Here is a 24,017-nt window from a genome sequence, read left to right on the forward strand (position 1 = left end):
ATTAAATCAATTTTATCAATATCCATCCAAGATGCGGCTCCGGCCGCTTTCGCCTTTCCGCCCGGGCGACGGCCGCTTAGGGTACGCACCATGAACGCCGAAACGTCCCCTTCCGTCATCGACGCCGCCAAGGGCCGTCATCCGCTGCGCTCTCTCGCCCCCTATCTATGGCCGGTCGGCCAGTGGGAGATGCGGGCCCGGGTGGTGGTGGCGGTTCTGCTGCTGGTCGCGGCCAAGGTCGCCAGCGTCTACACCCCGATCTTCTACAAGGACGCGGTCGACGCCCTGACCGTGAAGGGCGCGTTGCCGCTGGTGCTGCCGGTCGGCGCGATCCTGGCCTATGGCGCGGCGCGGGTGCTGAGCCTCGCCTTCGGCGAGTTGCGCGACGCCATCTTCGCCAAGGTGGCGCAGCGCGCGATTCGGCGGGTCGGGCTCGCCGTGTTCCAGCACCTGCATGGCCTGTCGCTGCGCTTCCATCTCGACCGCCAGACCGGCGGCCTGTCGCGGGTGATCGAGCGCGGCACCGCGGCGATCGAGACGCTGCTCAGCTTCATGCTGTTCAACATCCTGCCGACCCTAGTCGAGATCCTGTTCGTGGTCGCGGTGCTGTGGTGGGTGCTGGACCTATGGTTCGCCTTGGTCACGCTGGTCACGGTCGTCCTCTACATCGCCTTCACCCTGTGGGTGACGGAGTGGCGGATCAAGTTCCGCCGCCAGATGAACGAGACCGACCAGGAGGCCAACACCAAGGCGATCGACAGCCTCTTGAACTTCGAGACGGTCAAGTATTTCGGCAACGAAGCGCACGAGGCGCGGCGCTACGAGGCCTCACTGATCCGCTTCGAGTCGGCGGCGGTGCGCAACCGGGTGTCGCTGTCGCTGCTGAATGTCGGCCAGGCCGCGATCATCGCCGCCGGGCTGACCGCGGTGATGTGGATGGCCGCGGCGGGCATCGTCGACGGCCGCCTGACGGTCGGCGACTTCGTGCTGGCCAACACCTATCTGATCCAGCTGTACCTGCCGCTGAACTTCTTCGGCTTCGTCTATCGCGAGGTGAAGCAGGCGCTGGTCGATATCGAGAAGATGTTCTCGCTGCTCGGCGTGCCGCCCGAGGTGGTGGACGCGCCCGGGGCGCAGCCGCTGGCGGTGCAGGGCGGCATGGTCAGCTTCACCGATGTCGAGTTCGGCTACGATTCCCGCCGGCCGATCCTGAAGGGCGTGACCTTCACCGTGCCGGCCGGGCACACCGTCGCCATCGTCGGGCCAACCGGAGCCGGCAAGTCGACCATCAGCCGTCTGCTGTTCCGCTTCTACGACGTCACCGCCGGATCGGTGCGGATCGATGGCCAGGACATCCGCGACGTCACCCAGGCCAGCCTGCGCGCCGCCATCGGCATCGTCCCGCAGGACACGGTGCTGTTCAACGACACCATCCGCTACAACATCGCCTATGGCCGGCCGGGGGCGAGCGACGAGGAGGTGGTGGCCGCGGCGCAGATGGCCCGGATCCACGATTTCGTGCTGCGCCTGCCCGACGGCTACGAGACGAAGGTCGGCGAGCGCGGGCTGAAGCTGTCCGGCGGCGAGAAGCAGCGCGTGGCGATCGCCCGCACCATCCTGAAGGACCCGGCGATCCTGCTGTTCGACGAGGCGACCTCGGCGCTCGACACCAACACCGAGCGCGAGATCCAGGCCAATCTGCGCGAGGTCAGCCGCGGCAAGACCACGCTGGTGATCGCGCACCGCCTGTCGACCGTGATCGACGCCGACGAGATCATCGTCCTGGCCGATGGCCGCATCGCCGAGCGCGGCAGCCACGCCCAGCTGCTGGCCGAGAACGGCCGCTACGCCGAGATGTGGCGCCGCCAGCAGGAGGCGGCCGAGCGCGGCGAGCTGCCGGCGCCGGAACGGCCGAACCGCGACCCGGCGGCGGTCGAGGCCGCGGCACCGTGACGGCCCGTCGGCGATGCAGGGCCGGATGATGCGCCTGCCTCGCCGCTCTCCGAGGCCCTGCCGCGCGGATCACGGAACAGATCGGCGGCCCAGCCGACCAAAGTGTGTTCGCCGCTTCAATGCTCGGTCGGCCGCGACCTACTGCTCGGCCTCCCGAGGCCTGACGTCCGGCGCGTCGGGTTCATCGTGCCAGATGGCGCGAACCTCCTCGGGCAGGGCATGCCGCACCTTCTCGATCTGGCCCCGATTGACGTGCTTCGACAGCGTCTGGAAGACCGCGATCGTCGCGTCCCGATAGTTCACCGGGCGCGTCATGGACAGCTCGTCACTGATTTCCTTCAGAAATTCGTCCAGCGTCCGTTCGCGATGCGGCAGTTCTTCCGGCCGGAACTGATCGTAGTAGGCGCCGCGGATCAGCAGCGGCAGCTGCGCCCCGAGATGGGCCGCGAGATCCATGGGCAGCCTGTCCCGGATCGCGCGCAGCACCGCGCCCAGGGCGTGCCAAGCGAACCGTTTGTCCGGCCCGAACGCCTCATGCTGCATCAGCTCGTCCAGCCAGATGTGTGTCGTCTGAAGCGTCTTATCGAAAACCTCCAGCCCGGCGGAGCTCATCGTGTCCTCCAGAACCTGTGGGAACATTCCCGCTGACGGTGGCGGAAGCCTCTTCGACGCAACATCGGGCCGCGCACCCCGGTTCCGGTTGATCAACGTGAACGCCTGCCCTTCCGGTGCCGTTGAGAAGGCAGGACCGGGAAATGAACGCGAACGAGATCATGGCTAGGGAACACAAAGGAGACAGCGCGCCGCGCCCGCCGACGAAGACGTCGCTCGGGAAGCACGGCGGCAATCGCGGCGGTGACCAGACACGAGCGGCGGAGCAGCCCAAGAAGAGCAGCCAGGCCGCCGGAAAGGATCCGAGCCGCAGCAAGCGCCAGAAATAGGACGCAAGCGTCGAATCAGGCGCGCGGATACGCGGATTGGACGCGATCGGGCCAAATCGCCTAGCCTCCCCGCATGAGGACGGATGGGGAGCGGGCGGTGACGGCGGAGACGATCGAGGCGATGGCGGCGCAGATCCGGGGCGGCGACCGCCGCGCCCTGGCCCGCGCCATCACCCTGGTCGAATCCCGCCGTGCCGACCACCGCGATCGGGCCGAGGCGCTGTTGCAGGCGCTGGCCCCTGCCGCCGGCGGTGCCATCCGCATCGGCATCTCCGGCCCGCCCGGCGTCGGCAAATCGACCTTCATCGAGGCCTTCGGCCTGCACCTGACCAGCCGCGGCCACCGCGTCGCGGTGCTGGCGGTCGATCCGTCCTCGCAGCGCTCCGGCGGGTCGATCCTGGGCGACAAGACACGGATGGAGCTGCTGACCCGCGATCCCGCCGCCTTCATCCGCCCCTCCCCGGCCGGCGCCACACTGGGCGGGGTGGCGCGACGGACGCGCGAGACCATGCTGCTGTGCGAGGCTGCCGGCTATGACGTGGTGGTCGTCGAGACCGTCGGCGTCGGCCAGTCCGAAACCGCCGTCGCCCAGATGGTCGACGTGTTCCTGCTGCTGCTGCTGCCCGGCGCCGGGGACGAGCTGCAGGGCATCAAGCGCGGCATCGTCGAGGTCGCCGACATCCTGGTGGTGACCAAGGCCGACGGCGAGCTGAAGGGCGCAGCAAACCATGCCGCCGCCGAATACCGCCACGCCCTGGCGCTGCTGCGCAGCACCGGCGACTGGACCCCGCCGGTGCTGCAATGCTCGGCGCTGGAGAACCGCGGCATCGACGCGGTCTGGGACACGATCGGGAAGTTTCGCACGCAGACGGGCGAGGCCCTGGCCGAGCGCCGCGCCGGGCAGGCCCGGTCCTGGCTGTGGCGCGAGCTGGGCGACGGCCTCTTGGACGCGCTGCGCGTGCATCCCGCGGTCGCTGCGGCGTTGCCGGCACTGGAGGCCGACGTGGTCGCCGGCCGCCTGCTGCCGACCGCGGCGGCGCGTCGGCTGCTGGAACAATTCCTGGGAGGCTGAGCCCGGCGCCGCTGATTGACACCGGATCGGCGCCCCGCTCATTCCAACTGCGGATGGAGTGGCCGAGCCGCAGAATAACTTCGTCGAGATCATCCCGCAGTAGCCGGCCGAACCGCCGCGATGAGCGGAAGAGCCCACGCCGGCCGGTCCGGTTGAACCCAGCCCGGCCGGCATCGGATATCAGGTCTTCTTCGCCGCCGCCGAGGCCGCGGCGCCCTTTTTCAGCGCAGCGTCCTTCTTCGGCTTCTTGGCTTCCTTGGGCTTGCGCAATTGACCCTTGGCCATGGCATGCCTCCTTTGCTCTTGGGCGCGCCTATCATAGCGAAACGCCGCGGATCGTCATAAAAATTCAATGCAGGCCGGCGAATCGAGAGATCCGGTCGCCGGCGCCCGGATACGCTATCCTGCTCTTCCCTGAAGGGAGGCGGCGATGACCACCCATGACGCCATCATCATCGGCACCGGCCAAGCCGGGCCGGCATTGGCAGAGCGGCTGAGCCGGGCCGGGCAGCGCGTCGCGATCATCGAGCGCGCGCGTTTCGGCGGCACCTGCGTCAACACCGGATGCATCCCGACCAAAGCCATGGTCGCCAGCGCCTATGCCGCACGGATGGCGCAGCGCGCCGCCGAATACGGCGTGGTCCTGCCCGGCCCGCCCAGCGTCAACATGCGGCAGGTCAAGGCGCGCAAGGACGCTATCTCGGGCAAGTCGCGGGTCGGGGTCGAGAGCTGGATGCGCGGCCTCGAGAACTGCACGGTGATCCAGGGCCAGGCCCGGCTGACCGGGCCGCGCAGCGTGCAGGTCGGCGACGAGACCCTGACCGCCGAGCGGATCTTCCTGAATGTCGGCGGCCGAGCCACGGTGCCGCCGCTGCCGGGGATCGCGGAGGTGCCGTTCCTGACCAACAGCACGATGATGGACCTGGACACGGTGCCGGAGCACCTGGTGGTCGTCGGCGGCTCCTATGTCGGGCTGGAGTTCGGCCAGATGTTCCGCCGCTTCGGCTCCCAGGTGACGATCATCGAGCAGGGACCGCGGCTGGTCGGGCGCGAGGACGAGGACGTCTCCGCCGCCATCGCCGGCTTCCTGGAGAAGGAAGGCATCGCCATCCGCACCAACGCCAAGTGCCTGAGCGTGGCGCGGCAGGGCGACGGCATCGCCGTGACGGTCGAGTGCACCGCCGGCGCGCCGGTCGTCGTGGGCTCACATCTGCTGCTGGCGGTCGGGCGCCGGCCGAACACAAGCGACCTCGGGCTCGAGGCGGCGGGCGTGGCCACCGACGACCGCGGCTACATCACCGTGGACGACACGCTGCAGACCAGCGTCCCCGGCATCTGGGCGCTGGGCGACTGCAACGGCCGCGGCGCCTTCACCCACACCTCCTACAATGACTTCGAGATCGTCGCCGCCAATCTGCTGGACGGCGAGACACGGCGGGTGACCGACCGGATCCCGGCCTACGCCCTCTACACTGACCCGCCGCTCGGCCGCGCCGGCATGACCGAGGCGGAGGCGCGCCGCTCCGGCCGCCGCATCCTGATCGCCAAGCGGCCGATGACCCGGGTCGGCCGTGCGGTCGAGAAGGGCGAGACGGAGGGCTTCATGAAGGTCGTGGCCGATGCCGGTACGCGCCAGATCCTGGGCACCGCCATCCTCGGCACCGGCGGCGACGAGGTGGTGCACGGGCTGCTCGACCTGATGTACGCGAAGGCGCCCTACGACGTGCTGCAGCGTTCGATGGCGATCCACCCGACCGTGTCCGAGCTGCTGCCGACCACGTTGGGGTCGCTGGAGCCGGCGTCGTGAGCGGCCGCGACCGGGTCGAGGCCGAGGTGCTGCGGGTGCTGGCGGCCGCGGCCCCGGTGGGTCGCGCCATCGCGCCGGACGACCGGCTGCTGGAGGATCTCGGGATCGGCCCTGCGGACGTCACGCGCCTGGCCTGGGATATCGAGCAGACTTTGGGCGCGGAGATCCCGCGCGACGACCTTGCCTCGGTCTTCACCGTCCGGTCCCTGATCGACCTGATCGACCAGCATTACGACCCGGCCACGGCCGACCCGCGGCACGGATGGCACTTGTGACCGGCGCCGCCCGCCAGACCGCGCCTGCCCTCACCTTCCGCCCGGTCGACGCGGCCAATTGGCGCGATTTCGAGCGACTGTTCGAAAGCCGCGGCGCGCCGAAGTACTGCTGGTGCATGGCCTGGCGGGCGACGCCGCAGGAGGTGCGGCTCGACAGCGCCGGCCGCAAGGCGGCGCTACACGCCAGGGTGCGGGACGGGGTGCCGGTCGGCATCGTCGGCTATCACGAGGGCGAGCCGGTGGCCTGGTGCTCGATCGCCCCGCGCGAGACCTATCGCCCGCTCGGCGGGCCGCAGGACGAGGAACGGGTCTGGTCCCTCGCCTGCATGTTCGTCCTCCGCCCGCTGCGCGGCCTGGGGCTGGCCGACCAGCTGATCGCGGCGGCGGTCGAGCATGCGCGGGCGCAAGGCGCCACCGTGGTGGAGGCCTATCCTGTCGATCCGGATTCGCCGAGCTACCGCTTCATGGGCTTCGTCCAGGCCTTCGCCCGGGCCGGCTTCACCGAGATCGGCCGAGCCGGCAGCCGGCGGCATGTCATGCGGCTGCGGCTGTCATCGAGCTAGCGGCTTCCGTCATGCCGATGGCGGATGCGGTCAAATCCTCGGTCTCTCTGACCCTAGAGTGAAGCAAACCGACAGGGAGAGCGCGATGCGATCGTTCCGGCCCGTGCTGGCTGCCACCGTCCTCGCGCTGTCCGCCGGCCAGGCCCCGGCCGCCGACCCGCCGCCGACGGTGCCGGCCTCGGCCCTTTCCGACATCCAGACCGGCTTCGACCCGATGGGCCCGGCGGTGCAGGCGCTGAGGCTGCCGGACGGCCGCGAGGTTCACTACATCGACGAGGGCGAGCCCGGCTGGCGACCGGTGCTCTATGTCAGCGGCACCGGCACCAGCGTCCGTGCCTTCGGCATGACCGAGTATCTGCGCAGCCTGCGCACCAAGCTGCAGCTCCGTTTCATCAGCGTCGAGCGGAACGGCTTCGGCGACACCGAGTTCAAGCCGGGCTGGACCACCAAGGACTATGCGGCCGAGGTCCGCGCCGTGCTGGACCATCTCGGGATCGAGCGCACGGCCGCACTGGCCATTTCCGGCGGCGGGCCCTACCTGGCCGAGATCGCGGCAGAGATGCCGGAGCGGCTGATCTCCCTGCACTTCCTGGCCGCCACCTCGGGCTTCGGGCCGGAGCGGAAGGCCTGCACCATGTCGGAGGCCGAGCTGACCGAGATGATGAAGGTGGCGCAGAACCCGGAAGAATGGTGGGCCTATCCCGAGACCAGCCCGACCCGCAAGATCCCGGGCTTCGCCGACCGGGCCTATGAGGAGGGCGCACGCACCTACTTCATCCGCGGTCAGATGGGCGACCTGCGCGGCCAAGTCGCCGAATACCGCCGCTACTGCACCGAGCCGAAGGCCGACATCTCGAAGATCGACACGCCGGTCTATGTCTATCACGGCACCGCGGATAAATCGGTCGGCATGGATCAGGCGCAGTACTGGCAGTCGCATTTCAAGAACCTGCGCAAGGCCCGAATCTATGAAGACGAAGGCCATGACGTTCAGTACCGACACTGGGACCAGCTGCTGCTGGATGTCGCCGGCCACGCCGAGCTGACCATACTGTGCGCCGACGGAAAGTCGCAGGCGGTCCCGGAAGCCGAAGCGCAGGCGTTGCTGGCGAAGGGTGCGACACTGGGGATCTGCGCTTGGCGCTGAAGGCCGGGTTGCGGGTAGACTGGGGCCGGACCCCGCAGCGAAGGACGCGCGCCATGGCCACCACGCCCCCGCCCCTCGAGCTCGACCTGCCGGCCCCGGATTTCCGCCTGCCCGCCACCGATGGCCGGACCTATTCCCTGGACGATGTCACCGGGCCGCGCGGCACGGTGATCGTCTTCATCTGCAACCACTGCCCCTATGTGAAGGCGGTGATCGATCGGCTGACCGACGACGCCATGACGCTGATGGCCGAGGGCATCGGCTTCGCCGCGATCTGCTCGAACGACGCCGTCGCCTATCCGGAAGACAGCTTCGAGAAGATGAAGGCCTTCGATGAGGCCCATGACCTGCCTTTCCCCTATCTGCACGACGAGGACCAGTCGGTGGCGCGGGCCTATGGCGCGGTCTGCACCCCGGATTTCTTCGGCTACGATTCGCACCGCCGGCTGAAGTATCGCGGCCGGCTGGACGAGGGCCGGACGACCCCGCCCCCGCCACGTGCACGGCGTGAGCTGGTCGAGGCGATGCTCCAGGTCGCCGAGACCGGCCAGGCGCCCGCCGACCAAGTGCCGTCAATGGGGTGCTCGATCAAGTGGAAAGCGGCCTGAGACCGGCGAGCCCCAAAAATCGTCATTGCGAGCGCAGCGAAGCAATCCAGGGCCACTCGCACCGCCCCTTGATTGCTTCGTCGGCTTCGCCTCCTCGCAATGACGATTCTTTCGGAGGAGAGGGAAAAGGCTGATCGCGAACTCGCCGGTATGAGCCTCAGCCCCTGCCGTAGAGGTCGGCGACCGTCCGGAAGGCCTGCTTCGGGGTCCAGTCGCCGGAATCCGCCTGATCCACCCGGACGATGCCGTAGCCGGCCATGTCGAAGTCCCGGCGCGGGTCCGGCGAATGGGGCATGCCGGTGTCGATGAACTGGTAGACGAAGGCGCCGGCGATGCCTTCGGCCCGGTAGAGCCCGATCAGCTCGCCGATCGTCTCCGCTTGGACCCGCTCGCTGCGGACCGGAGCGCCTTTCAGCTCCGGCACCGGCTTCGTCCAATCGACGATGCTCCAGCCGTCGCCGCCCGCATCCTCGGCGCCCTCATAGGCGCAGCAGCCGAACTCCGCGACCACGACCGGCTTGCCCCAGCGCCGGAAGGCGCGGAGCTCCTCGACATAGGTCGCGCGGTTCGACGCGTCCCGGTAGTGGTCCAGCCCGATCAGGTCGAAATCCCGCCAGTCGACGTCCTCCCAAGGACCGGCCGCATAGGTGACCGGCCCGCGGAAGCGGGACCGGACGGCGGCGCGGGCTCGGGCGAGATGGTCGTTGAGGGCTACGCTCAGCGTCGCAAAGCCCTCCGCCGACAGGATGCCGAAGGCCGCCATCCGGTCGAAGAAGGTCGCGCCGGGCAGGAAGCCGGCGGTGAACAGGGTCAGCTCGCAGCCGAGGCTGAGCGTCACCGCGGCGCCGCGCGCCCGCAGGGCCTCGGCGATCCGCGCCGTTTCGGCCAGGTGGTCCAGTGCCGCGTCCTGCCCGGCCTCGACCAGCCGCGGCTGCAGCCAGACCTGCAGCCCGGCCGCCGCGGCCGCCTCCGCGGCCTCCGCCAGGCGCCCGTGATCGGTGCCGAACAGCGAGACCGCGTTGCAGTGCAGCGCCTCGCGAATGATGCGGAGGTCCCGCCGCACCGCCGCCGGGTGCCAGGCCGCGCGCGACAGCGATCCCGGCACATAGGCCGTGCCGGTGTCGTAGCAGACGCCGTTGAACGCCAGGTCCTGCCCGGCCGCGCCGGCCGTCGAAGCCAGCAGGCCGCCGCCAAGCGCCGCCGCACCGCGGATCACCCCGCGCCGGGTGTACCCCGGCATCATCGGCCACCCTCCGCCCCGAGGAAGCGCAGGATGATCCGCCGCAGCATCGGGCCGACCGGGCGGAAGCCGGAATCGGCGGCGGCGCGGACAAAGCCGCCGTCGAGCAGCACCATGATCCAGTCCGCCGCCGCGTCGGGCGGCAACTCCGGATCGATCTGCCCCCGCTCCGCGGCGCGGCCGAGCAGCTGCCGCAGCCCGTCGCGCAGCGCGCGGTCGTTGCGCTCCATCAACTCGGCGAAGGCCACGTCGCGCCTGGCATTGGCCACGATCTCCAGCATCAGCCCGCCGAGATGCGGATAATCCGCCTGCGCCGCCTGGGCCTCGACGACCTCAAGCAGCGCGGCCAGCGGGTCCTCGGCCGCCAGAGCCGACTGCAGCCGGTCGGCGTTGTCCCGGCCGTCCTGCTCGAAGATCGCCGTGAAGATCGCCTGCTTGCTCGGGAAATAGTGGAACAGGTTGCCCGAGCTGATGCCGGCCGCGGCACAGATGTCGGCGGTGCGGGTGTCGTGGAAGCCCCTGGTGGCGAAGCATTCGGCCGCCGCCTCCAGGATCCGGCGGCGCTTGGCCTCGTGCTTCACCGGGTCGAGCGTGCGCATCGGGTCACTCCGGATGGGATTGGGGACTGCCGGGATGTTTGCGGCCGGTCCGGCGCTCCACCTCGTCGATCGCGACCAGAACCGCGATGACGATCGGCACAGCCCATTTCACCCCGTGCAGGACCGTCTTCAGCCAGTCCGGCAGCGAGGGCATCCAGGACCAGAGCCAGCCGATCTCAGGCCAGGGCAGCAGCCGCAGCCAGCCCCAGTCGATGTCGAGCCAAGGCCAGCCGAGCTCCGGCACGAGCAGCCAGACCAGAGCGCCGATGCCGGTCGCGGCGACGGCGAGCTGCAGCAGGGACCGGACGACGTGGCGGGCTGCGTAGAGCCGCGGATGCCGGCGCGCGAAGCGGGCCAGACCGGCACGGCCACGCCGCATCCAGGACCGGGGCCGTCCCGTCCCGGAGTCCGCCGGGCCGCGGTGCGGAGGTTGCTGCATGGATTATTAATAGACCGACCGCTCTGTTTATACAAGACGCAGGATCGGTCACCGCCCAGCCTCAGCCGTGGCGGTGGATATGCGCAAGCCTCTGCAGGTGGCGCCACCGGGTGTTGCGCTCGGTCTTGCGGCCGCGGTGTTCGGCCCAGTCGGCGTCGGTCCATCGGCGCCGGCCACGGGGCGAAGCCGGATCGGGCGGCCCGGTGTCGCCTGGCGGCCGGTCGTCCCCGGCCAGCGCCGGGACGAGATTCCTCATGCTTCCACCATGCCCTCCCGCCCGACAGCAGCGTCCGCCTCCACCACGGGATCGTTGAAGGTCCAGCGCGGGATCATGCGCATGCGGTCGAGGCCGGCAAAGACGGCCGCAAAGCCGCCGTCCGGCGAAACCTCACGGAGCGCGGCATCGAACTCCTGGCCGAACCCATTGAAGCCGTCGGCATCCACTTCGCATAGGTGAATCTGGTTCCAGTCGATCTTCAACGCCGGGTCGCGGTAGAGCACTGCCGCTGTCTCCATCGTCCTGAACGTCCCGATCCTGTTCGCCTGGACGAGCTTCGCGGCGGCCGGGCCGATATACTTCCGCATGATGGCTCTGTACTCGCTGAGATATGGCGATTGCACTTCGATATATTCCAGCGACGCCTGCCGTTCGGGCCGATCGGCTGAGCCCTGCCAGTTTCGCGGCAGTATGAAGGCCGAGGGAGTGGTCAAAAGAATCTCCGCGCGCAGCAGTTGCGTCTCGGCCGGTTGCTGCTTGACCACGAGTTCGTGAATGGCGTCGGCAGGAACTATGTCGCGAAAGTAGCTCAGTTCGAGATGGCTCCACACAGCCGCTTCCGAAGCATTCCGAAAGACGGAGCGGTGCCGATAGAGCGCCTGCCCGAGGCATGTTTCCCCAAAGCGCGCCCAGTTAATGGCGCGGTCCTTGAGTTCAGCTTCCGTTCGGGAATCCCGCGCCTGTATCGTCCGGGCAAGCACCACGAGACGGTCGTCGGGCTCAATCCGGGCCAGATACGCCCCGTCAAAGGGATGGATGCTCTCATCCATTGGACGTCTCTCTTTAGAGCCTATCCCGAAAAGGTTCGCGACCGAGCATCGCGTGATTCCTGGGGATTGTTCAGGCCATCTTGGGAGGCGAGCGATGTGGACCCAGCCACTCGCCGGCAGCATAGTCGCGCGGGGCCTCGATACGAAACGGATTTGACGTATGCGGATTGGCAACTGGTCGAGCCGCTGCTGCTGGCACCGAAGCGGACGGGACGAAGCTGTCCTGACTGCCGCGCGAAATCGTCAACGCGATCCTTTATGTGATGCGCGGTGGCGTAGCTCGGCGGCTTCTTCCAAGCGACCTTCCGCCGAAGAGCACGGCTTCTCGCTGATTTGCGGCCTGGCGAGACAGGGGTGTGTTCGAGGCACTGAACCATGCCCTGCTGATGATCGACCGCGAGCCCAACGGACGGGCGGCTTCGCCGAGCGCCTGCATCCCGCCCGGTCAGTGGCCATCGGCGCCTGGTTGAACATCGCGCCGGATCCCCGGGCCTCAGCGCCCCGGGAACGCGCCCTCATACTGCTCCGGCTTGAAGCCGACCAGCAGCGTGCCGCCGATGTCGAGCACCGGCCGCTTGATCATCGATGGCTGGTCGAGCATCAGCCCGATCGCCTTGGCCTCGGTCAGCCCTTCGCGGACGGCATCCGGCAGCTTGCGGAAGGTGGTGCCGGCGCGGTTCAGCAGCACCTCCCAACTGACCTTGCGCGCCCAGCCTTCGAGCGTGGCGCGGTCGATACCCGCCGCCTTGTAGTCGTGGAAGGCATAGGCGACGCCACGCTGGTCCAGCCACGCCCGCGCCTTCTTCATCGTGTCGCAGTTCTTGATGCCGTAGATCGTGACCGCCTTCGCCATGTCGCTTCCGCTCTTGGTGCTGAGTCCTGTCGGACCGACCATAGGGACGGCGGACGCGGCCGTCACCCGCGCAGCGGCCAGCGGCCGAGGATCAGGTAGCGGCTTTCGCCATAGAGGCTGTGGACGAGCGCGAAATCGCGCACCTGGATGGTGATCGGCGCGTCGAGGAGCGCCTCGGGAACGACCTTCCGGTCGTACAGGATCGTCAGGTGCGGCCTGAGAGGCGGGCGGGATCCGTGCAGGCCGACCGCCTCCATCGCCGGATCGAGGGCCTCGTACAGATCGAAGAGCGCGGCGTTCCCCTCCGCGCAACGGAGCACGACCGGCCGGGCTCCGCTGCCCGCCCCGAAGCTCGTCACTCGGTCGAATGTCACCTCGAATCGCGGCAGCTCGATCGTCCAGGCGGCGTGCATCGTCCGGTCGACCAGCGCGAAGGGCAAAGACTGGTACTGGCCCACGGACTGCAGCGAGATGTGCAGGACCTCCGGCGGCCGCAACTGTCCCCGCAGGCCGAGGTCAAGCCGCAGGGCCTCCGCCTGCGCCCGGATCATGGCGGCGTCGGCCGGCGATGGGAGGATCGCGAAGAAGATCTGGTCCGGCGACATCGAGGGCGTCTGCGGCGACCCGAAGTCCAGCGAGAGCTGCCTCGGATCGCCGCGCGACGTCCTGGAACTGCCGTTCGATGCCACTCGGGATGGTCCGCTCCGCGACAGGTGAGCGAGACTACACCGCGGCGGGCTGGCCGGGGACCCTTGATGGCTCGGCGGCATCGATTTCCCACGGAATAGCTGACACTCCCTGGCAGGTTGCGCCTGTATTCTCTCCCGGCGCAGCAGACGAGGCCGAGAATGGGCAAGACGGCAGTGGGAAGAACCCGGAAAGCGCCGGCGGAGGTCGCGGAGGGCCGCTGCCTGTGCGGCCGGGTGCGGATCGAGATCGGCGTCCCCGCCCGCTGGGCCTGGCACGACCATTCCCGGGACAGCCGCCTGGCGCACGGCGCCGCCTACGCCACCTATGTCGGCTGCTGGCGCAGCCGCGTCCGCATCGTCAAGGGCGAGTCCGCCCTCGCCCGCTTCACAGAGGAGGACACAGGCCGGACGCGCAGCTTCTGCCGCCATTGCGGCACGCCGGTTCTCTACGAACGGTCGCAGTGGCGGCAGATGGTGAACATCCCGCGCGCGCTGTTCGAGACCCGCACCGGCCGCGAGCCGCTGTACCACATCGCCATCGAGCAGGCGCCGGAATGGACCTACAGGGGCGAGCCGCTGCGCCCGCTGAAGGGTTTTCCCGGCGTGGTGTGGACGCGTCCGAAGCGGAAGAAGCGGCCGCTGATGGACGACGGGTTCTAAGCGGCCTGGCGCACCGAGGCCGTGACCGCCACCGGCGCATCATCGATCGGGAAGTGCAGCAGCGCCGCCACCAGCCCGGCAACCGCGGTGGCGATCCAGACCAGGGCATAGGAGCCGGTGACGTCGAAGACGTAGCCGCCGGCCCAGGCGCCGAGGAACGACCCGATCTGGTGGCTGAGGAAGCAGACGCCGAACAGCGTGCCGAGATGGCGCGTGCCGAACACCTTGGCCACGAGGCCGCTGGTCAGCGGCACGGTGCCCAGCCAGGTCAGGCCCATCACCGCGGCGAAGAGCACGACCGACGCCTCGCTCTTCGGCGCCAGGAAGAAGGCGGCGATGGCGGCGCCGCGGATCAGGTACAGCCAGCCGAGGACATGGTGCTGGCGGAAGCGGCCGCCGAGCCAGCCGCAGCCCCAGCTGCCGACCATGTTGAACAGCCCGACCAGCGCCAGCGCCGTGGCGCCGAGCCCTGCCGGCATGTGGCACAGCAGCAGGTAGTTCGGCAGATGCGTGCCGATGAAGGCGAGCTGGAAGCCGCAGGTGAAGAAGCCGAGGGTCAGCAGCCGGTAGCCGCGATGGCCGAGCGCCTGCGCCACCGCCGCACGCAGCGGCAGCGCTGCCTCCGCCGGCGCCGGTGCGGCGCCGTCGCGCCGGTCCAGGAACAGCCCGAGCGGCGCCACGGCGACCAGGCAGCCGGCGAGCACGAGCAGCGACGCCGTGGTGCCCGATAGATCCGTGACCCATTGCGCAAGTGGCACCAGCAGCACCTGGCCGAGCGAACCGCCGGCGCTGGCGAGACCCATCGCCATGCTGCGCTTCTCCGGCGGCGCCGCGCGGCCCAGGGCGGTCAGCACCACGCCGAAGGTGGTGCAGCTGATGCCGATGCCGACCAGGAGGCCGAGGCCGAGCACCAGCATCGCCCCCGACGACGCCATGGCGGTGAGGACCAGCCCGGCGGCGAAGGCGACCGCGCCGAAGGCCACCACCGGCGCCGAGCCCCAGCGGTCGGCGGCGGCGCCGGCGAAGGGCTGGGCGAAGCCCCAGACCAGGTTGTGCACGGCGATGGCGAAGGCGGTGAGCATGACCGGCAGGCCGCGGTCGAAGGAGAACGGGCCGATGAACAGGCCGAAGGTCTGCCGCGAGCCCATGGCGGCGCTCATGATCAGCGCCCCGGCCAGGATCACCAGCCCCGCCCGGATGCCGGGGGATGCGAAATGCCGTCCTTCGGTCGCCGCCATGGTCCGGGCCCTCCTCGCCCGCCCCACACAATGGCAATCGGCGGAGGGGCCGGCAAAAGAGAAGGTTTCGCTGACGGGTGAAGGATGCTCACCTGGTCTCGGCCGGGTCTCCCAGGTCGGTCAGCTCAAAGGATCGTCATTGCGAGCGCAGCGAAGCAATCCAGGGCCGCAAGAGCGGAGGCATGGATTGCTTCGTCCGCTTCGCCTCCTCGCAATGACGGCTTGGGGTGTCGTAAGCCCGGGGCTGAACAGCCTCAGGCGATCCGCCTCCCCTCGCCTTCGGCGGCACCCCGCCCGAACGCCTCGACCTCGCGCAGCAGCCAGCGCTTGAAGCCCAGCAGGTCCGGGCGGCGGTCCGCCCCTTCGGCACTGACCAGCCAATAGGCGGTCTCGGCGTCGATGGACGGAAGGTCGAGCTCGACCAACGCCCCGGACGCGAGTTCCGGGCCGACCAGCAGGCGCCGCCCCAGGGCGATGCCGAGCCCTATGGCGGCGGCCTCGAACGCCATCTGGATGGTGTCGACCCGCAGCCCGCCGGCGAGGTCGACGCCGTCGATCCCGGTCCGCTCCAGCCAGGCCTGCCAATCTTCGCTGGCCGGGGTGACATGGATCAGCGTGGCCCGGCGCAGATCGACGGTTCCGTTCTCACGCCGCAGAATCTCGCGATAGGCCGGGCTGCACACCGGGACCAGCGTGTCGCCGAACAGCCGGGTCCAGCTGGCCCCGGCCGCGGTCGCCCGGCTCATCCGGATGGCGAAGTCGAAGCCGTCGACCGGGAAACCGACCTGCCGCCGCGAGGTGTCGACGGTGACGCCGATGGTCGGCCAGCGCTCGCCGAAGCGGTGCAGCCGCGGCAGCAGCCAGCGGGCGGCGAAGGTCGGCGCGCAGCTCACCGTAATCGTCCGGCGCTCGCCGCTGCCCGGCAAGCGCTGAGTGCCGATGGCGATCAGGGACAGCGCCTCGGAGACATAGGGCAGGTAGTCCGCCCCTTCCGGCGTCAGCGACAGCTTGCGGGGCTCACGCACGAACAGCTCGACGCCCAGCGCCCGCTCCAGCCCGACGATGCCGTGGCTGACGGCGCTGGGCGTCACGTTCAGCTCGGCGGCGGCGAGCTTGAAGCTGAGATGGCGCCCCGCCGCCTCGAAGAAGCGAAGGGACGAGAGCGGCGGCAGGCGAAGCGGCATCCGGCAACCCCAACGGCAACCCGGCTCGGACCATGGGGCGAAAGCATATTACGAGCGCAGTCCCCGGGCGATGGCGTCGACGAAGCGTGCCGCGATGGCGCCGCCGGGATCCAGCGCCGGGTTGAAGATCGTGATGTCGACCCCGGCCATCCTGCCGCTCGCCGTCGCGGCGCGGAGGACCGTCGCCAGCTCGTCGAAGGACAGGCCATCCGGGATCCGGTAGTCGACCGCCGGCATGACCGCATCGTCGAGCACGTCGGCATCGAGATGGAGCCAGAAGCCGAGGAGACCGGGGCGGGTCAGCCGCTGCAGAGCGCGCTCCGCCGCGGCGTTGGCGCCGGCCTGCCGAACCGCCGCGAGGTCGAGCAGCTCGATGATAGTGTCCGCGATCCGCTGGCTGCCGAACTGTTCCGCGATCTCGGCGTCGCGGGGCCCGAACGCGACCACGTCCTCGTCGCGGACCAGCGGCCGCAGCCCTTCCAGATCCGAGATCACGGCGGGGCCGCGGCCGGTGGCCAGCGCCAGCTCCATCGACGCCGCCTCGCCGTTCGGCTCGGCCTCCGGCTGGTAGAAATCGGCATGGCCGTCGAGGAACAGGAGGCCGAAGCGCCCGCGGCGGCGCAGCGACAGCAGGCAGCCGAGCAGGATCGAGCAGTCGCCGCCCAGCACCACCGGCACCTCGCCGGCCCCGCGCACGAGCCCGACGGCGTTCGCGAGGGTGGAAGAATAGGCGGCGATGCCGGTCGGGTTGAGCAGCATCGTCCCGGGGTCGCGCCGCGGATCGTAGGGCGGCGGCGCGACCCGCCCGGCCCGCCGCGCCCCCAGCCTTTCGGCGAGGCCCGCCCCGAGCAGAGCCTCGGGCAGCCGCTCGACCCCTTTCGGAAACAGCCCCAGCACCGAAGGCGCTTCGATGATCGCATAGCGGGGACGGGTCACGGCGACGCCTCCTGTCCAGGCCGGCGCAGGCCGGCTCCGCTGCAGTCTAACCGGATCGGCGCAACCCGGGTTCCTCGCGCCCGGCGGAAGGATCGGATCGGATGGCGGATTGCCGCGTTCTTCTGATGAATACTCAACACGGGGAGCCGACGCGGAGTGCAGGCAATCAAGCTCTTCCTGACCGGCGACGTGATGACCGGGCGCGGCATCGACCAGGTGCTGCCCTGGCCCTGCGAGCCCGGCCTGTACGAGCGCCATGTGACCTCGGCCAGGCAATATGTCGCGCTCGCCGAGGAGGCGAACGGGCCGCTGCCCTGGCCGGTCGACCTGCTGTACCCGTGGGGCGATGCCCTGGCGGAGCCGGCGGAGCGCCGCGTCGACCTTCGCATCATCAATCTCGAAACCAGCGTGACGCGCCATTCCGTGCCGGAGCTGAAGGGCATCAACTATCGCATGAGCCCGGAGAACTTCGCCTGCATCACGGCGGCCGGCATCGATTGCTGCGTCCTGGCCAACAATCACGTCCTCGACTGGGGCAGGCCGGGACTCATCGAGACTCTCGACACGATCGCAGCGTCGGGTATCCCGGCGCCGGGCGCCGGCCGCGGCATCGCCGAGGCGACGGCGCCCGCCATCCTCCCGCTTCCGGAGCGAGGCCGGGTCCTGGTCTATGCCGCCGCCTCTGCGGACAGCGGCGTGCCGCAGAGCTGGCTGGCCGGGCCCGACAGACCCGGGGTCAACCTCCTGACCGACCTGTCGGCCGATACCGCCCGGCGGATCGGGGCGCAGCTCGAGACCGCCAGCCAGGCCGGCGACATCATGATCGTCTCGATCCACTGGGGCGGGAACTGGGGATACGGGATCTCCCGCTCCCATCGCGCCTTCGCCCATGCGCTGATCGACGAGGCCGGCATCGACCTGGTGCACGGCCATTCGTCGCATCACCCGAAAGCGATCGAAGTGCATCACGGCCGGCTGATCCTCTATGGCTGCGGCGACTTCATCACCGACTACGAGGGGATCACCGGCTACGAGGCGTTTCGGGACGATCTCGTGCTCATGTACCTGCCGGTCCTGGCGGCGGACGGCGCGCTGCAGGACCTGACGATGGTGCCGTTCCAGCTGCGGCAGCTCCGGCTCAATCGGGCGGAACCAGGCGACATCGGATGGCTCCGCGGCACGCTCGATCGCGAATGCCGCCGCTTCGACGGCGGCGTCGTGCAGGACGACACCGGGGCGCTTCATCTCGAATGGGTGTAGGTGCGACGCTCAGGCCTGCCGCGTGTAGGTGGCGTGCAACTCCGCCTCATCGAGGACATGGCCGGCGATCGCCTTCTCGAACCGCTTGCGGTCAAGGCCCGGCGGCGCCTCGACCGGACGGTCCAGAGCAAGCAGGCGGAAGCGGTACCGGAAGGTGCGGCCGAGCGTTCCCTGCGGGCCTTGATAGCCGTCCCCGTCCAGCGAGTTCCGGCCGTGGAACAGATGCAGCGGCTCCTCGGGCTCGTGCTGGTGCTTGAAGCCCGCAGGCAGGCCGTCGAGCTCGGCCGGGATCTTGTAGGCGAGCCAATGCAGCCACGGTTCGCGGGTGGCGGGGGTCACGCCTTCGAACAGGATCGCCAGCTCGCGCGTGCCGTCGGGGAGATCGGACCAGCGCAAGGGCGGCGAGACGTTGTGGCCGTCCCGGGTGAATTCGACCGGGATCTCCTGGCCGTCCTCGAAGGCTTCGCTCCAGAGGCGCATCGCCGCTACCGCCACTTGCCCTTGAGCAACGGCTCGATCGGGTGCTCGCGCGGCGACATCTTGAGCTGGCGAAAAATGTCCGCCTTCTGGGCCGTCTCGTGCTCGGCCTCGATGTCGATGTCATAGGCCCGCTCGGGATCGGTGCGCGCCCCGACCAGGACGAACTCGGCGCCCTCGTAGTCGAGCAGATGCGGATCCTCGGTGGCGAAGCGCCGGCCGCGGAACTCCCGCTCCAGCGTCTTCGGATAATGCGCCTCCTCCCGCTCGGGCAGCCCCGAACCGGGCGGCGATGGCTTCTCCGGATTCTTGACCGACAGGATGTAGGCGGCCTGGCGCTCGATCTTCAGCTCCTTCTGGACCTCGCCGGGCCGCTCCGGCAGCTCGAGCTCATAGGTCAGATGCAGGTTCCGTCCGCGCCGGACCAGCGCATAGACGCCCTCCCCCGCCGGCCGCACGGCCGCCAGCGTGCGTTCGCCGCGCGTCTTAGTCGGATAATGGTGCTCCCGGAACTCCTCTTCCACCTCCCGGCCGCTCTTCACCGCGTCGATGAAGCCCCATATGCGCTCATGGTCGTGGGCCTCGGGCAGGTGCTTGCGGCCGAGCACCGCGACACGGAACCTGCTCTGTCCTTCCGGCTTCATCACCATGTAGAAGCGCTGGACATCGCCCAGGCCTTCGGCCTCGCCCTCCTCGATGCGGGGCCGGTACACGAAATAGATGTCGCCCTTCTCGACGATCTCCTCGTCGACCTCGGGCTGGTGCCGTTCCTGCTTCTTCCGCACGGAAACCATAGCGCAGGGCCTCGAAGTGGCATCTGCTGATGCCAACAGGACGTCCCGGCATAGGTTCCCGGCCAGGATGAAGCTATCGCCGCTCCTTGTCCGTCGGCTCCGATATGCCCTTGAGCGCGCTCTCGGCCGCCTCTTCCTCGGAGCGCCCGAGATCGGCAAGGGCGATGACGCCGACCAGCCGCTTGTTGCGGTTCAGCACAGGCAGCCGGCGCACCTGGTGCTGCGCCATGACTTCGGCGGCCCGATCCACCTCGTCATCCTCGAAGCAGTAGCAGATGCCCTCCGACATCACCTCGCGCACCGTCGTGGTGCCGGGATTGCGCTCGTCGGCGACCGCGCGCATCACGATGTCGCGGTCCGTCACCATCCCGATCAGGCGGTCGTTCTCGCCGACCGGCAGCGCCCCGATGTTGTCGGCGCGCATCCGCCGAGCCACGTCGCGAATGGTCATGTTGGGGTCGGCGAGCTGGACGTTGGTGTGCATGATCTCCTGGACTTGCATGGCTGCTCTCCTCTCAGACGAATGTCGTCATTGGAGCAACGGCCCCGGCGCGCCGATGGTGCCTCGGGATCGTGACATGTCCGTCCGCCGACGCGCGCGCGGCGCCTCCAGGAGTCAGGCCTGCAGCGACCAGCGGTCGATCACCTCATACCGGGTGAGCCCCAGCCGGCTGTGGATCAGGGCAAAGTCCTTGACCACGAAGCGGATCGGCTCGATCGCCTGCTCCGGGATCGCGTCCGGCCCGTAGGACAAAGTCATGTGCGGCGTGAACTCCGCCGCTGCCTTCAGCCCGCTCCTGGTCAGGGCGATGCCGAGACTCCGGAAGAGCTCCACCAGGGCTTCACCTCCCTCGCCGAGCAGGACCAGCGGCCGCCGGCCCTTCTTGTGCGGCGCCGCCTCGAAGCTCTTCACGAAGCGGAAGGCCACCTCGAATGGTCCCATGGAAACGGCCTTCCCGGCCTGTTGCGCCGCATAGACGAACTTGGTGCGCAGACGCTTGTAGTCGCCGACATGATGCAGCGAGACGTGCAGCCGGTCGGTCCTGAGCCGTGTTCCCATGAGACGATATTCGGAGAAGAACCCGTCGCCGAACCGCGCCACGCGGTCGCGTGTCTCGTCATCCGGCAGGACACAAAAGAACACGCGCTCCGGCCGCCTGGGCCTGTCGGAAAGGGGTTCGTAGAAGTTGAAGACGCCCTGCATGGCCGCACCTCCGCAATGAACCCTCCTGACCTCTCCGATTCAAATGAGAAAAGGGACAATGTTATTGTCACTTGACCGAATTGCGCGATCCGATTCTAATTCACCGACAGCATATCTGATTGCATTTAACGCATTTCAACTGGCGCACTTATGCGGGGTGGAAGATGGCGATCGCGGAGAGATGGTTGGGCCGAGGCTGGTACTGGCTCGAAGCGGCGGACGACAGCCAGTGGGTTTGGTCGTCGGACGTGGCATATCTGAACCCGTCCGGATGCGATCGCTTTGATCTGAAATTCTTCACCCACTACAGCAGGTTCACAGGCAAGCTCCAGCGCGTCGCCGTAATCGTCGATGGCCGGATCCAATTCAGCGAGTCCTTCGCAGCCGGGACCTACAAAATCGGCATCAAATGCAGGAACGCGCAGTCGGTTCGCATCGAGGCCGATGGATTCTGTCCGGCGCACCATCCGGATCAGACGGATCGACGGGTGCTTGGTATCGGACTGCGCAGTCTCAAACCGAAACTTCGCAACGGGCCCCCGGAATTGCCCATCGATCGGGAAATCAACCTGTGCCCCGATATCGCGCCGATAACAATGCAGGTGGAAGTCAGCACGGCATGCCATCTGAGCTGCGTCATGTGCTCTCGATCGGCAAAGACAGGCGGCTCGTCCCAACATATGAAGGTAGAGACCTGGGATAATTTCTTCGGAGCCGCCCGTTATGCCGAGGCCGTCAATTTTCTCGGGCTCGGAGAGCCGTGGACGCATCGGCATTTTTTGGAATTTCTGAAGCAACTTGACGATGCCAATGTTGCATTTTCCGTCATCACCACGGGCGATCTGATCAATGAGGAACGAGCAGCGTTTCTCGGGCAGCTCAGGAATCTTAGAGATCTGACCTTCTCGATCGATTCTCCTGATCCTGACACCTACTTGAAGATTCGTGGCCAGCCGCTGAGCCGAACTCTCGCGGCACTGGATCGTGCGGTGCGATCCATATCGGATCCCAGCGTGGTTCGAATTCATGCCGTGGTCATGCGGGACAGCTTGTCCACCCTCGCGGGATTTCCCGATCTTCTGCGCCGGCACTCCGTCAAGCGTCTCGTCATGCGTGGCGTCAATCAAATGAATGTCTCGACTCGAAAGATGGTCCCCGACTACACGCAGGAGGAACGAGCAATCTTGCTTCGGGTGAAGAACGAAGCAGAGGAGCTCGGGGCATCCGTCAATCTGCTCCCTACCCTTCCGGCGGATCTGATACAGGTTACGACCCCGGATTTCGTCCAGGAGCGAGATTCGGAAATCAAACCAGCCGCCTCTGCACTCGCAATCCCGTCCGACGTACGCCAGACGAGAGTCTGCGTGGATCCCTGGGAAAAGGCGATCGTCACGCGTGATGGCGACGTCTACCCCTGCGAATGCTATCACCTGCAGCAGCCCGTCGGATCTCTCGTCTCCCAGTCGTTTCAAGAGATCTGGCGAGGCGAAGGTTACACCGCAATGCGAAGGGGGCTGCTACGTGACCAGAATCTCGGCTGCCGGAGCTGCGAACGGCGCGGCTGGGGCTATCATCCGCTGAACCTGTTTGCAGCGGAGATCGTTTCCGCCGCGGTCAATGTCGGCGGCAGCTGCGAAATTCGGCTTCGCAACACCGGCAGAATAGCTTGGACAAGCGACTATCCGGTTCGTCTTGCGACAGTGCGCCCCCGGGACCGGACGGACAGCGCTTTCTTCCACGAGACATGGATCGCCCGAAACCGCGTTGCCGGCCACATCGAAGGCACGGTCAGGCCGGGGGACGTCGGTACGTTCCGCTTCACACTTGCTGAGCGTGCCGCGCCATACCCTGTGGAGCATTTCCAGTTCCTCGTGGAACATCAGTGCTGGCTTTCCAACACTGATTTCCGTTTTCCCGCAGCCATTGACGACGAGGATCGAGACCTAGCCCAAGGCCCCGCGGTCGGAGGAGACGTCGTCGGCGGTCGCGCCGTCGGCTGACTCGTCGACGACCGGGAAGGGATGGCACGGAGCGGCCGCCCCTGCGTCGCAAGCGAACTCTACGGCAGCAGAACCGTCGCGCCGGTGGTCTGCCGCGCTTCCAGCCTGCGATGCGCCTCGGCCGCTTCGGCGAGCGGCAGGCGGGCGTGGACCGGGATCGTCACCGCGCCGTCGGCGACGACCTGGAACAGCTCCGCGCTCATGGCCAGCACGTCCTCGCGCTTCTTGAGGTGCTCGAACAGCAGCTGCCAGGTGGCGAACAACGAGCCCTTCTGCATCAGCAGCATGATGTCGAAGGGCTCGATCGGGCCCGAGGCCGAGCCGAAGCTGACGAAGGTGCCGAAGGGCCGCAGGCAATCGAGCGAGGCCGGGAAGGTCGCGCGGCCGACGCCGTCATACACCACGTGGCAGCCCTCGCCGCCCGTGATCTCCCGCACGCGGGCGGCGAAGTCCTCACGGCGGTAGTCGATCACATGGTCGCAGCCGTTAGCGCGGGCGAGCTCGGCCTTCTCCGGCGAGCCGACCGTGCCGATGACGGTCGCGCCGAGATGCTTCGCCCATTGCGTCAGGATCAGGCCGACGCCGCCCGCCGCGGCGTGCATCAGGATGGTGTGGCCCGGCTCGACCCGGAAGGTGCGGCGCAGCAGGGACTGCGCCGTCAGGCCCTTCAGCATCATCGCGGCGCCGGTCTCGAAATCGATGGCGTCGGGCAGGCGCACCAGGAAATGGGCCGGGACGTTGCGCTCCTCGGCATAGGCGCCGAGCGTCTCGACATAGGCCACGCGGTCGCCCGGGGCGAATTCGGTGACGCCCTCGCCCACCGCGACGACCTCGCCGGCGCCCTCGTTGCCCGGCGTGAACGGCAGGGCCGGTGGCGCGTATTCGCCGGAGCGGAAATAGATGTCGACGAAGTTGACGCCGATCGCCCGGTTGCGGACGCGGACCTCGCCGGGCCCGGGCCGGCCGATGTCGATCTCCTCGATGGCGAGCACCTCGGGCCCGCCATGGCGGTGAACACGGATCGCTTTCAT

At 68.4% G+C, this 24,017-nt stretch carries 27 protein-coding genes; 11 read left to right on the forward strand and 16 right to left on the reverse strand.

Features of this window, described 5'->3' with window-relative positions:
* The first annotated feature begins 90 nt into the window (after nucleotides 1-90).
* Nucleotides 91-1,953, forward strand: coding sequence for an ABCB family ABC transporter ATP-binding protein/permease (locus KXR53_RS24850; protein WP_437377984.1), 1,863 nt, complete (start codon nucleotides 91-93; stop codon nucleotides 1,951-1,953).
* 138 nt (nucleotides 1,954-2,091) lie between these two features.
* On the opposite strand, the gene KXR53_RS24855 is transcribed toward KXR53_RS24850, so the two are convergent.
* Nucleotides 2,092-2,565, reverse strand: a complete 474-nt coding sequence (locus tag KXR53_RS24855) for a DUF2267 domain-containing protein (protein WP_437377985.1) — start codon at nucleotides 2,563-2,565, stop codon at nucleotides 2,092-2,094.
* Nucleotides 2,566-2,708: 143 nt separating this feature from the next.
* Here KXR53_RS24855 and KXR53_RS24860 point away from each other — a divergent pair, with 143 nt between their 5' ends.
* The 7 genes from KXR53_RS24860 to KXR53_RS24890 all read left to right on the forward strand — a co-directional run bounded on the left by KXR53_RS24860 (nucleotide 2,709) and on the right by KXR53_RS24890 (nucleotide 8,366).
* Entirely contained in the window at nucleotides 2,709-2,894 is a 186-nt protein-coding gene (locus KXR53_RS24860) for a hypothetical protein (RefSeq protein WP_437377986.1), read from the forward strand.
* A 73-nt stretch (nucleotides 2,895-2,967) separates the two neighbouring features.
* Nucleotides 2,968-3,966, forward strand: coding sequence for a methylmalonyl Co-A mutase-associated GTPase MeaB (gene meaB, locus KXR53_RS24865; protein WP_437377987.1), 999 nt, complete (start codon nucleotides 2,968-2,970; stop codon nucleotides 3,964-3,966).
* A gap of 430 nt (nucleotides 3,967-4,396) precedes the next feature.
* Entirely contained in the window at nucleotides 4,397-5,773 is a 1,377-nt protein-coding gene (locus KXR53_RS24870) for an FAD-containing oxidoreductase (protein ID WP_437377988.1), read from the forward strand.
* Nucleotides 5,770-6,048, forward strand: a complete 279-nt coding sequence (locus tag KXR53_RS24875) for an acyl carrier protein (RefSeq protein ID WP_437377989.1) — start codon at nucleotides 5,770-5,772, stop codon at nucleotides 6,046-6,048. The genes KXR53_RS24870 and KXR53_RS24875 overlap by 4 nt, the downstream gene beginning before the upstream one ends.
* A complete protein-coding gene (locus KXR53_RS24880; protein WP_437377990.1) occupies nucleotides 6,036-6,611 on the forward strand; it encodes a GNAT family N-acetyltransferase in 576 nt (191 codons plus the stop codon). Before KXR53_RS24875 ends, KXR53_RS24880 begins: the two co-directional genes overlap by 13 nt.
* 85 nt (nucleotides 6,612-6,696) lie before the next feature.
* Nucleotides 6,697-7,758 carry an alpha/beta fold hydrolase gene (locus KXR53_RS24885; protein ID WP_437377991.1) on the forward strand — a complete coding sequence of 354 codons (1,062 nt, stop codon included), beginning with the start codon at nucleotides 6,697-6,699 and terminating at the stop codon, nucleotides 7,756-7,758.
* Nucleotides 7,759-7,811: 53 nt separating this feature from the next.
* A complete protein-coding gene (locus tag KXR53_RS24890) occupies nucleotides 7,812-8,366 on the forward strand; it encodes a thioredoxin family protein (protein ID WP_437377992.1) in 555 nt (184 codons plus the stop codon).
* Nucleotides 8,367-8,523: 157 nt separating this feature from the next.
* Here KXR53_RS24890 and KXR53_RS24895 read toward each other — a convergent pair whose 3' ends face one another.
* From KXR53_RS24895 to KXR53_RS24925, 7 genes are all read right to left on the reverse strand, one after another.
* Entirely contained in the window at nucleotides 8,524-9,609 is a 1,086-nt protein-coding gene (locus KXR53_RS24895; RefSeq protein ID WP_437377993.1) for a hypothetical protein, read from the reverse strand.
* Nucleotides 9,606-10,205 (reverse strand): TetR/AcrR family transcriptional regulator, encoded by a 600-nt coding sequence (locus KXR53_RS24900; protein ID WP_437377994.1) that lies wholly within the window; start codon nucleotides 10,203-10,205, stop codon nucleotides 9,606-9,608. Before KXR53_RS24900 ends, KXR53_RS24895 begins: the two co-directional genes overlap by 4 nt.
* A 4-nt stretch (nucleotides 10,206-10,209) precedes the next feature.
* Nucleotides 10,210-10,584, reverse strand: coding sequence for a hypothetical protein (locus KXR53_RS24905; protein ID WP_437377995.1), 375 nt, complete (start codon nucleotides 10,582-10,584; stop codon nucleotides 10,210-10,212).
* 121 nt (nucleotides 10,585-10,705) lie between these two features.
* Nucleotides 10,706-10,900: a hypothetical protein gene (locus KXR53_RS24910; protein WP_437377996.1), complete on the reverse strand. Its 195-nt coding sequence runs from the start codon at nucleotides 10,898-10,900 to the stop codon at nucleotides 10,706-10,708.
* Nucleotides 10,897-11,691: a hypothetical protein gene (locus KXR53_RS24915; protein ID WP_437377997.1), complete on the reverse strand. Its 795-nt coding sequence runs from the start codon at nucleotides 11,689-11,691 to the stop codon at nucleotides 10,897-10,899. Before KXR53_RS24915 ends, KXR53_RS24910 begins: the two co-directional genes overlap by 4 nt.
* A gap of 493 nt (nucleotides 11,692-12,184) precedes the next feature.
* On the reverse strand, nucleotides 12,185-12,544 hold the full coding sequence (locus KXR53_RS24920) for an ArsC family reductase (RefSeq protein ID WP_437377998.1): 360 nt from the start codon (nucleotides 12,542-12,544) through the stop codon (nucleotides 12,185-12,187).
* A 62-nt stretch (nucleotides 12,545-12,606) separates the two neighbouring features.
* Complete coding sequence (locus tag KXR53_RS24925) at nucleotides 12,607-13,233, reverse strand: 2'-5' RNA ligase family protein (protein ID WP_437377999.1); 627 nt, start codon at nucleotides 13,231-13,233, stop codon at nucleotides 12,607-12,609.
* 159 nt (nucleotides 13,234-13,392) lie between these two features.
* On the opposite strand from KXR53_RS24925, the gene KXR53_RS24930 reads away from it, so the two are divergent.
* The gene (locus tag KXR53_RS24930; protein WP_437378000.1) at nucleotides 13,393-13,893 is read left to right on the forward strand and encodes a GFA family protein; all 501 of its coding nucleotides are present in this window, start codon (nucleotides 13,393-13,395) and stop codon (nucleotides 13,891-13,893) included.
* On the opposite strand, the gene KXR53_RS24935 is transcribed toward KXR53_RS24930, so the two are convergent.
* From KXR53_RS24935 to KXR53_RS24945, 3 genes are all read right to left on the reverse strand, one after another.
* Complete coding sequence (locus tag KXR53_RS24935; protein WP_437378001.1) at nucleotides 13,890-15,131, reverse strand: MFS transporter; 1,242 nt, start codon at nucleotides 15,129-15,131, stop codon at nucleotides 13,890-13,892. The genes KXR53_RS24930 and KXR53_RS24935 overlap by 4 nt on opposite strands.
* 254 nt (nucleotides 15,132-15,385) lie before the next feature.
* Nucleotides 15,386-16,315 (reverse strand): LysR substrate-binding domain-containing protein, encoded by a 930-nt coding sequence (locus tag KXR53_RS24940; protein WP_437378002.1) that lies wholly within the window; start codon nucleotides 16,313-16,315, stop codon nucleotides 15,386-15,388.
* 48 nt (nucleotides 16,316-16,363) lie between these two features.
* Entirely contained in the window at nucleotides 16,364-17,251 is an 888-nt protein-coding gene (locus tag KXR53_RS24945) for an arginase family protein (protein WP_437378003.1), read from the reverse strand.
* 156 nt (nucleotides 17,252-17,407) lie between these two features.
* Here KXR53_RS24945 and KXR53_RS24950 point away from each other — a divergent pair, with 156 nt between their 5' ends.
* Nucleotides 17,408-18,511: a CapA family protein gene (locus KXR53_RS24950; RefSeq protein ID WP_437378004.1), complete on the forward strand. Its 1,104-nt coding sequence runs from the start codon at nucleotides 17,408-17,410 to the stop codon at nucleotides 18,509-18,511.
* A 9-nt stretch (nucleotides 18,512-18,520) separates the two neighbouring features.
* Here the strand turns inward: KXR53_RS24950 and KXR53_RS24955 are convergent, their stop codons facing one another.
* From KXR53_RS24955 to KXR53_RS24970, 4 genes are all read right to left on the reverse strand, one after another.
* A complete protein-coding gene (locus tag KXR53_RS24955) occupies nucleotides 18,521-18,991 on the reverse strand; it encodes a YbhB/YbcL family Raf kinase inhibitor-like protein (RefSeq protein WP_437378005.1) in 471 nt (156 codons plus the stop codon).
* A 5-nt stretch (nucleotides 18,992-18,996) separates the two neighbouring features.
* Nucleotides 18,997-19,782 (reverse strand): hypothetical protein, encoded by a 786-nt coding sequence (locus KXR53_RS24960; protein WP_437378006.1) that lies wholly within the window; start codon nucleotides 19,780-19,782, stop codon nucleotides 18,997-18,999.
* A gap of 73 nt (nucleotides 19,783-19,855) precedes the next feature.
* Nucleotides 19,856-20,284, reverse strand: coding sequence for a CBS domain-containing protein (locus KXR53_RS24965; RefSeq protein WP_437378007.1), 429 nt, complete (start codon nucleotides 20,282-20,284; stop codon nucleotides 19,856-19,858).
* 114 nt (nucleotides 20,285-20,398) lie between these two features.
* Nucleotides 20,399-20,986 carry a 2'-5' RNA ligase family protein gene (locus tag KXR53_RS24970; RefSeq protein WP_437378008.1) on the reverse strand — a complete coding sequence of 196 codons (588 nt, stop codon included), beginning with the start codon at nucleotides 20,984-20,986 and terminating at the stop codon, nucleotides 20,399-20,401.
* Between the two features lie 164 nt (nucleotides 20,987-21,150).
* Between KXR53_RS24970 and KXR53_RS24975 the strand changes: the two genes are divergently transcribed.
* On the forward strand, nucleotides 21,151-22,986 hold the full coding sequence (locus KXR53_RS24975) for a radical SAM protein (RefSeq protein WP_437378009.1): 1,836 nt from the start codon (nucleotides 21,151-21,153) through the stop codon (nucleotides 22,984-22,986).
* A gap of 59 nt (nucleotides 22,987-23,045) precedes the next feature.
* On the opposite strand, the gene KXR53_RS24980 is transcribed toward KXR53_RS24975, so the two are convergent.
* Nucleotides 23,046-24,017, reverse strand: coding sequence for a quinone oxidoreductase family protein (locus tag KXR53_RS24980; protein WP_437378010.1), 972 nt, complete (start codon nucleotides 24,015-24,017; stop codon nucleotides 23,046-23,048).

Origin of the sequence: Inquilinus limosus (assembly GCF_051487185.1) — a bacterium.
Classification (GTDB): domain Bacteria; phylum Pseudomonadota; class Alphaproteobacteria; order DSM-16000; family Inquilinaceae; genus Inquilinus; species Inquilinus limosus_F.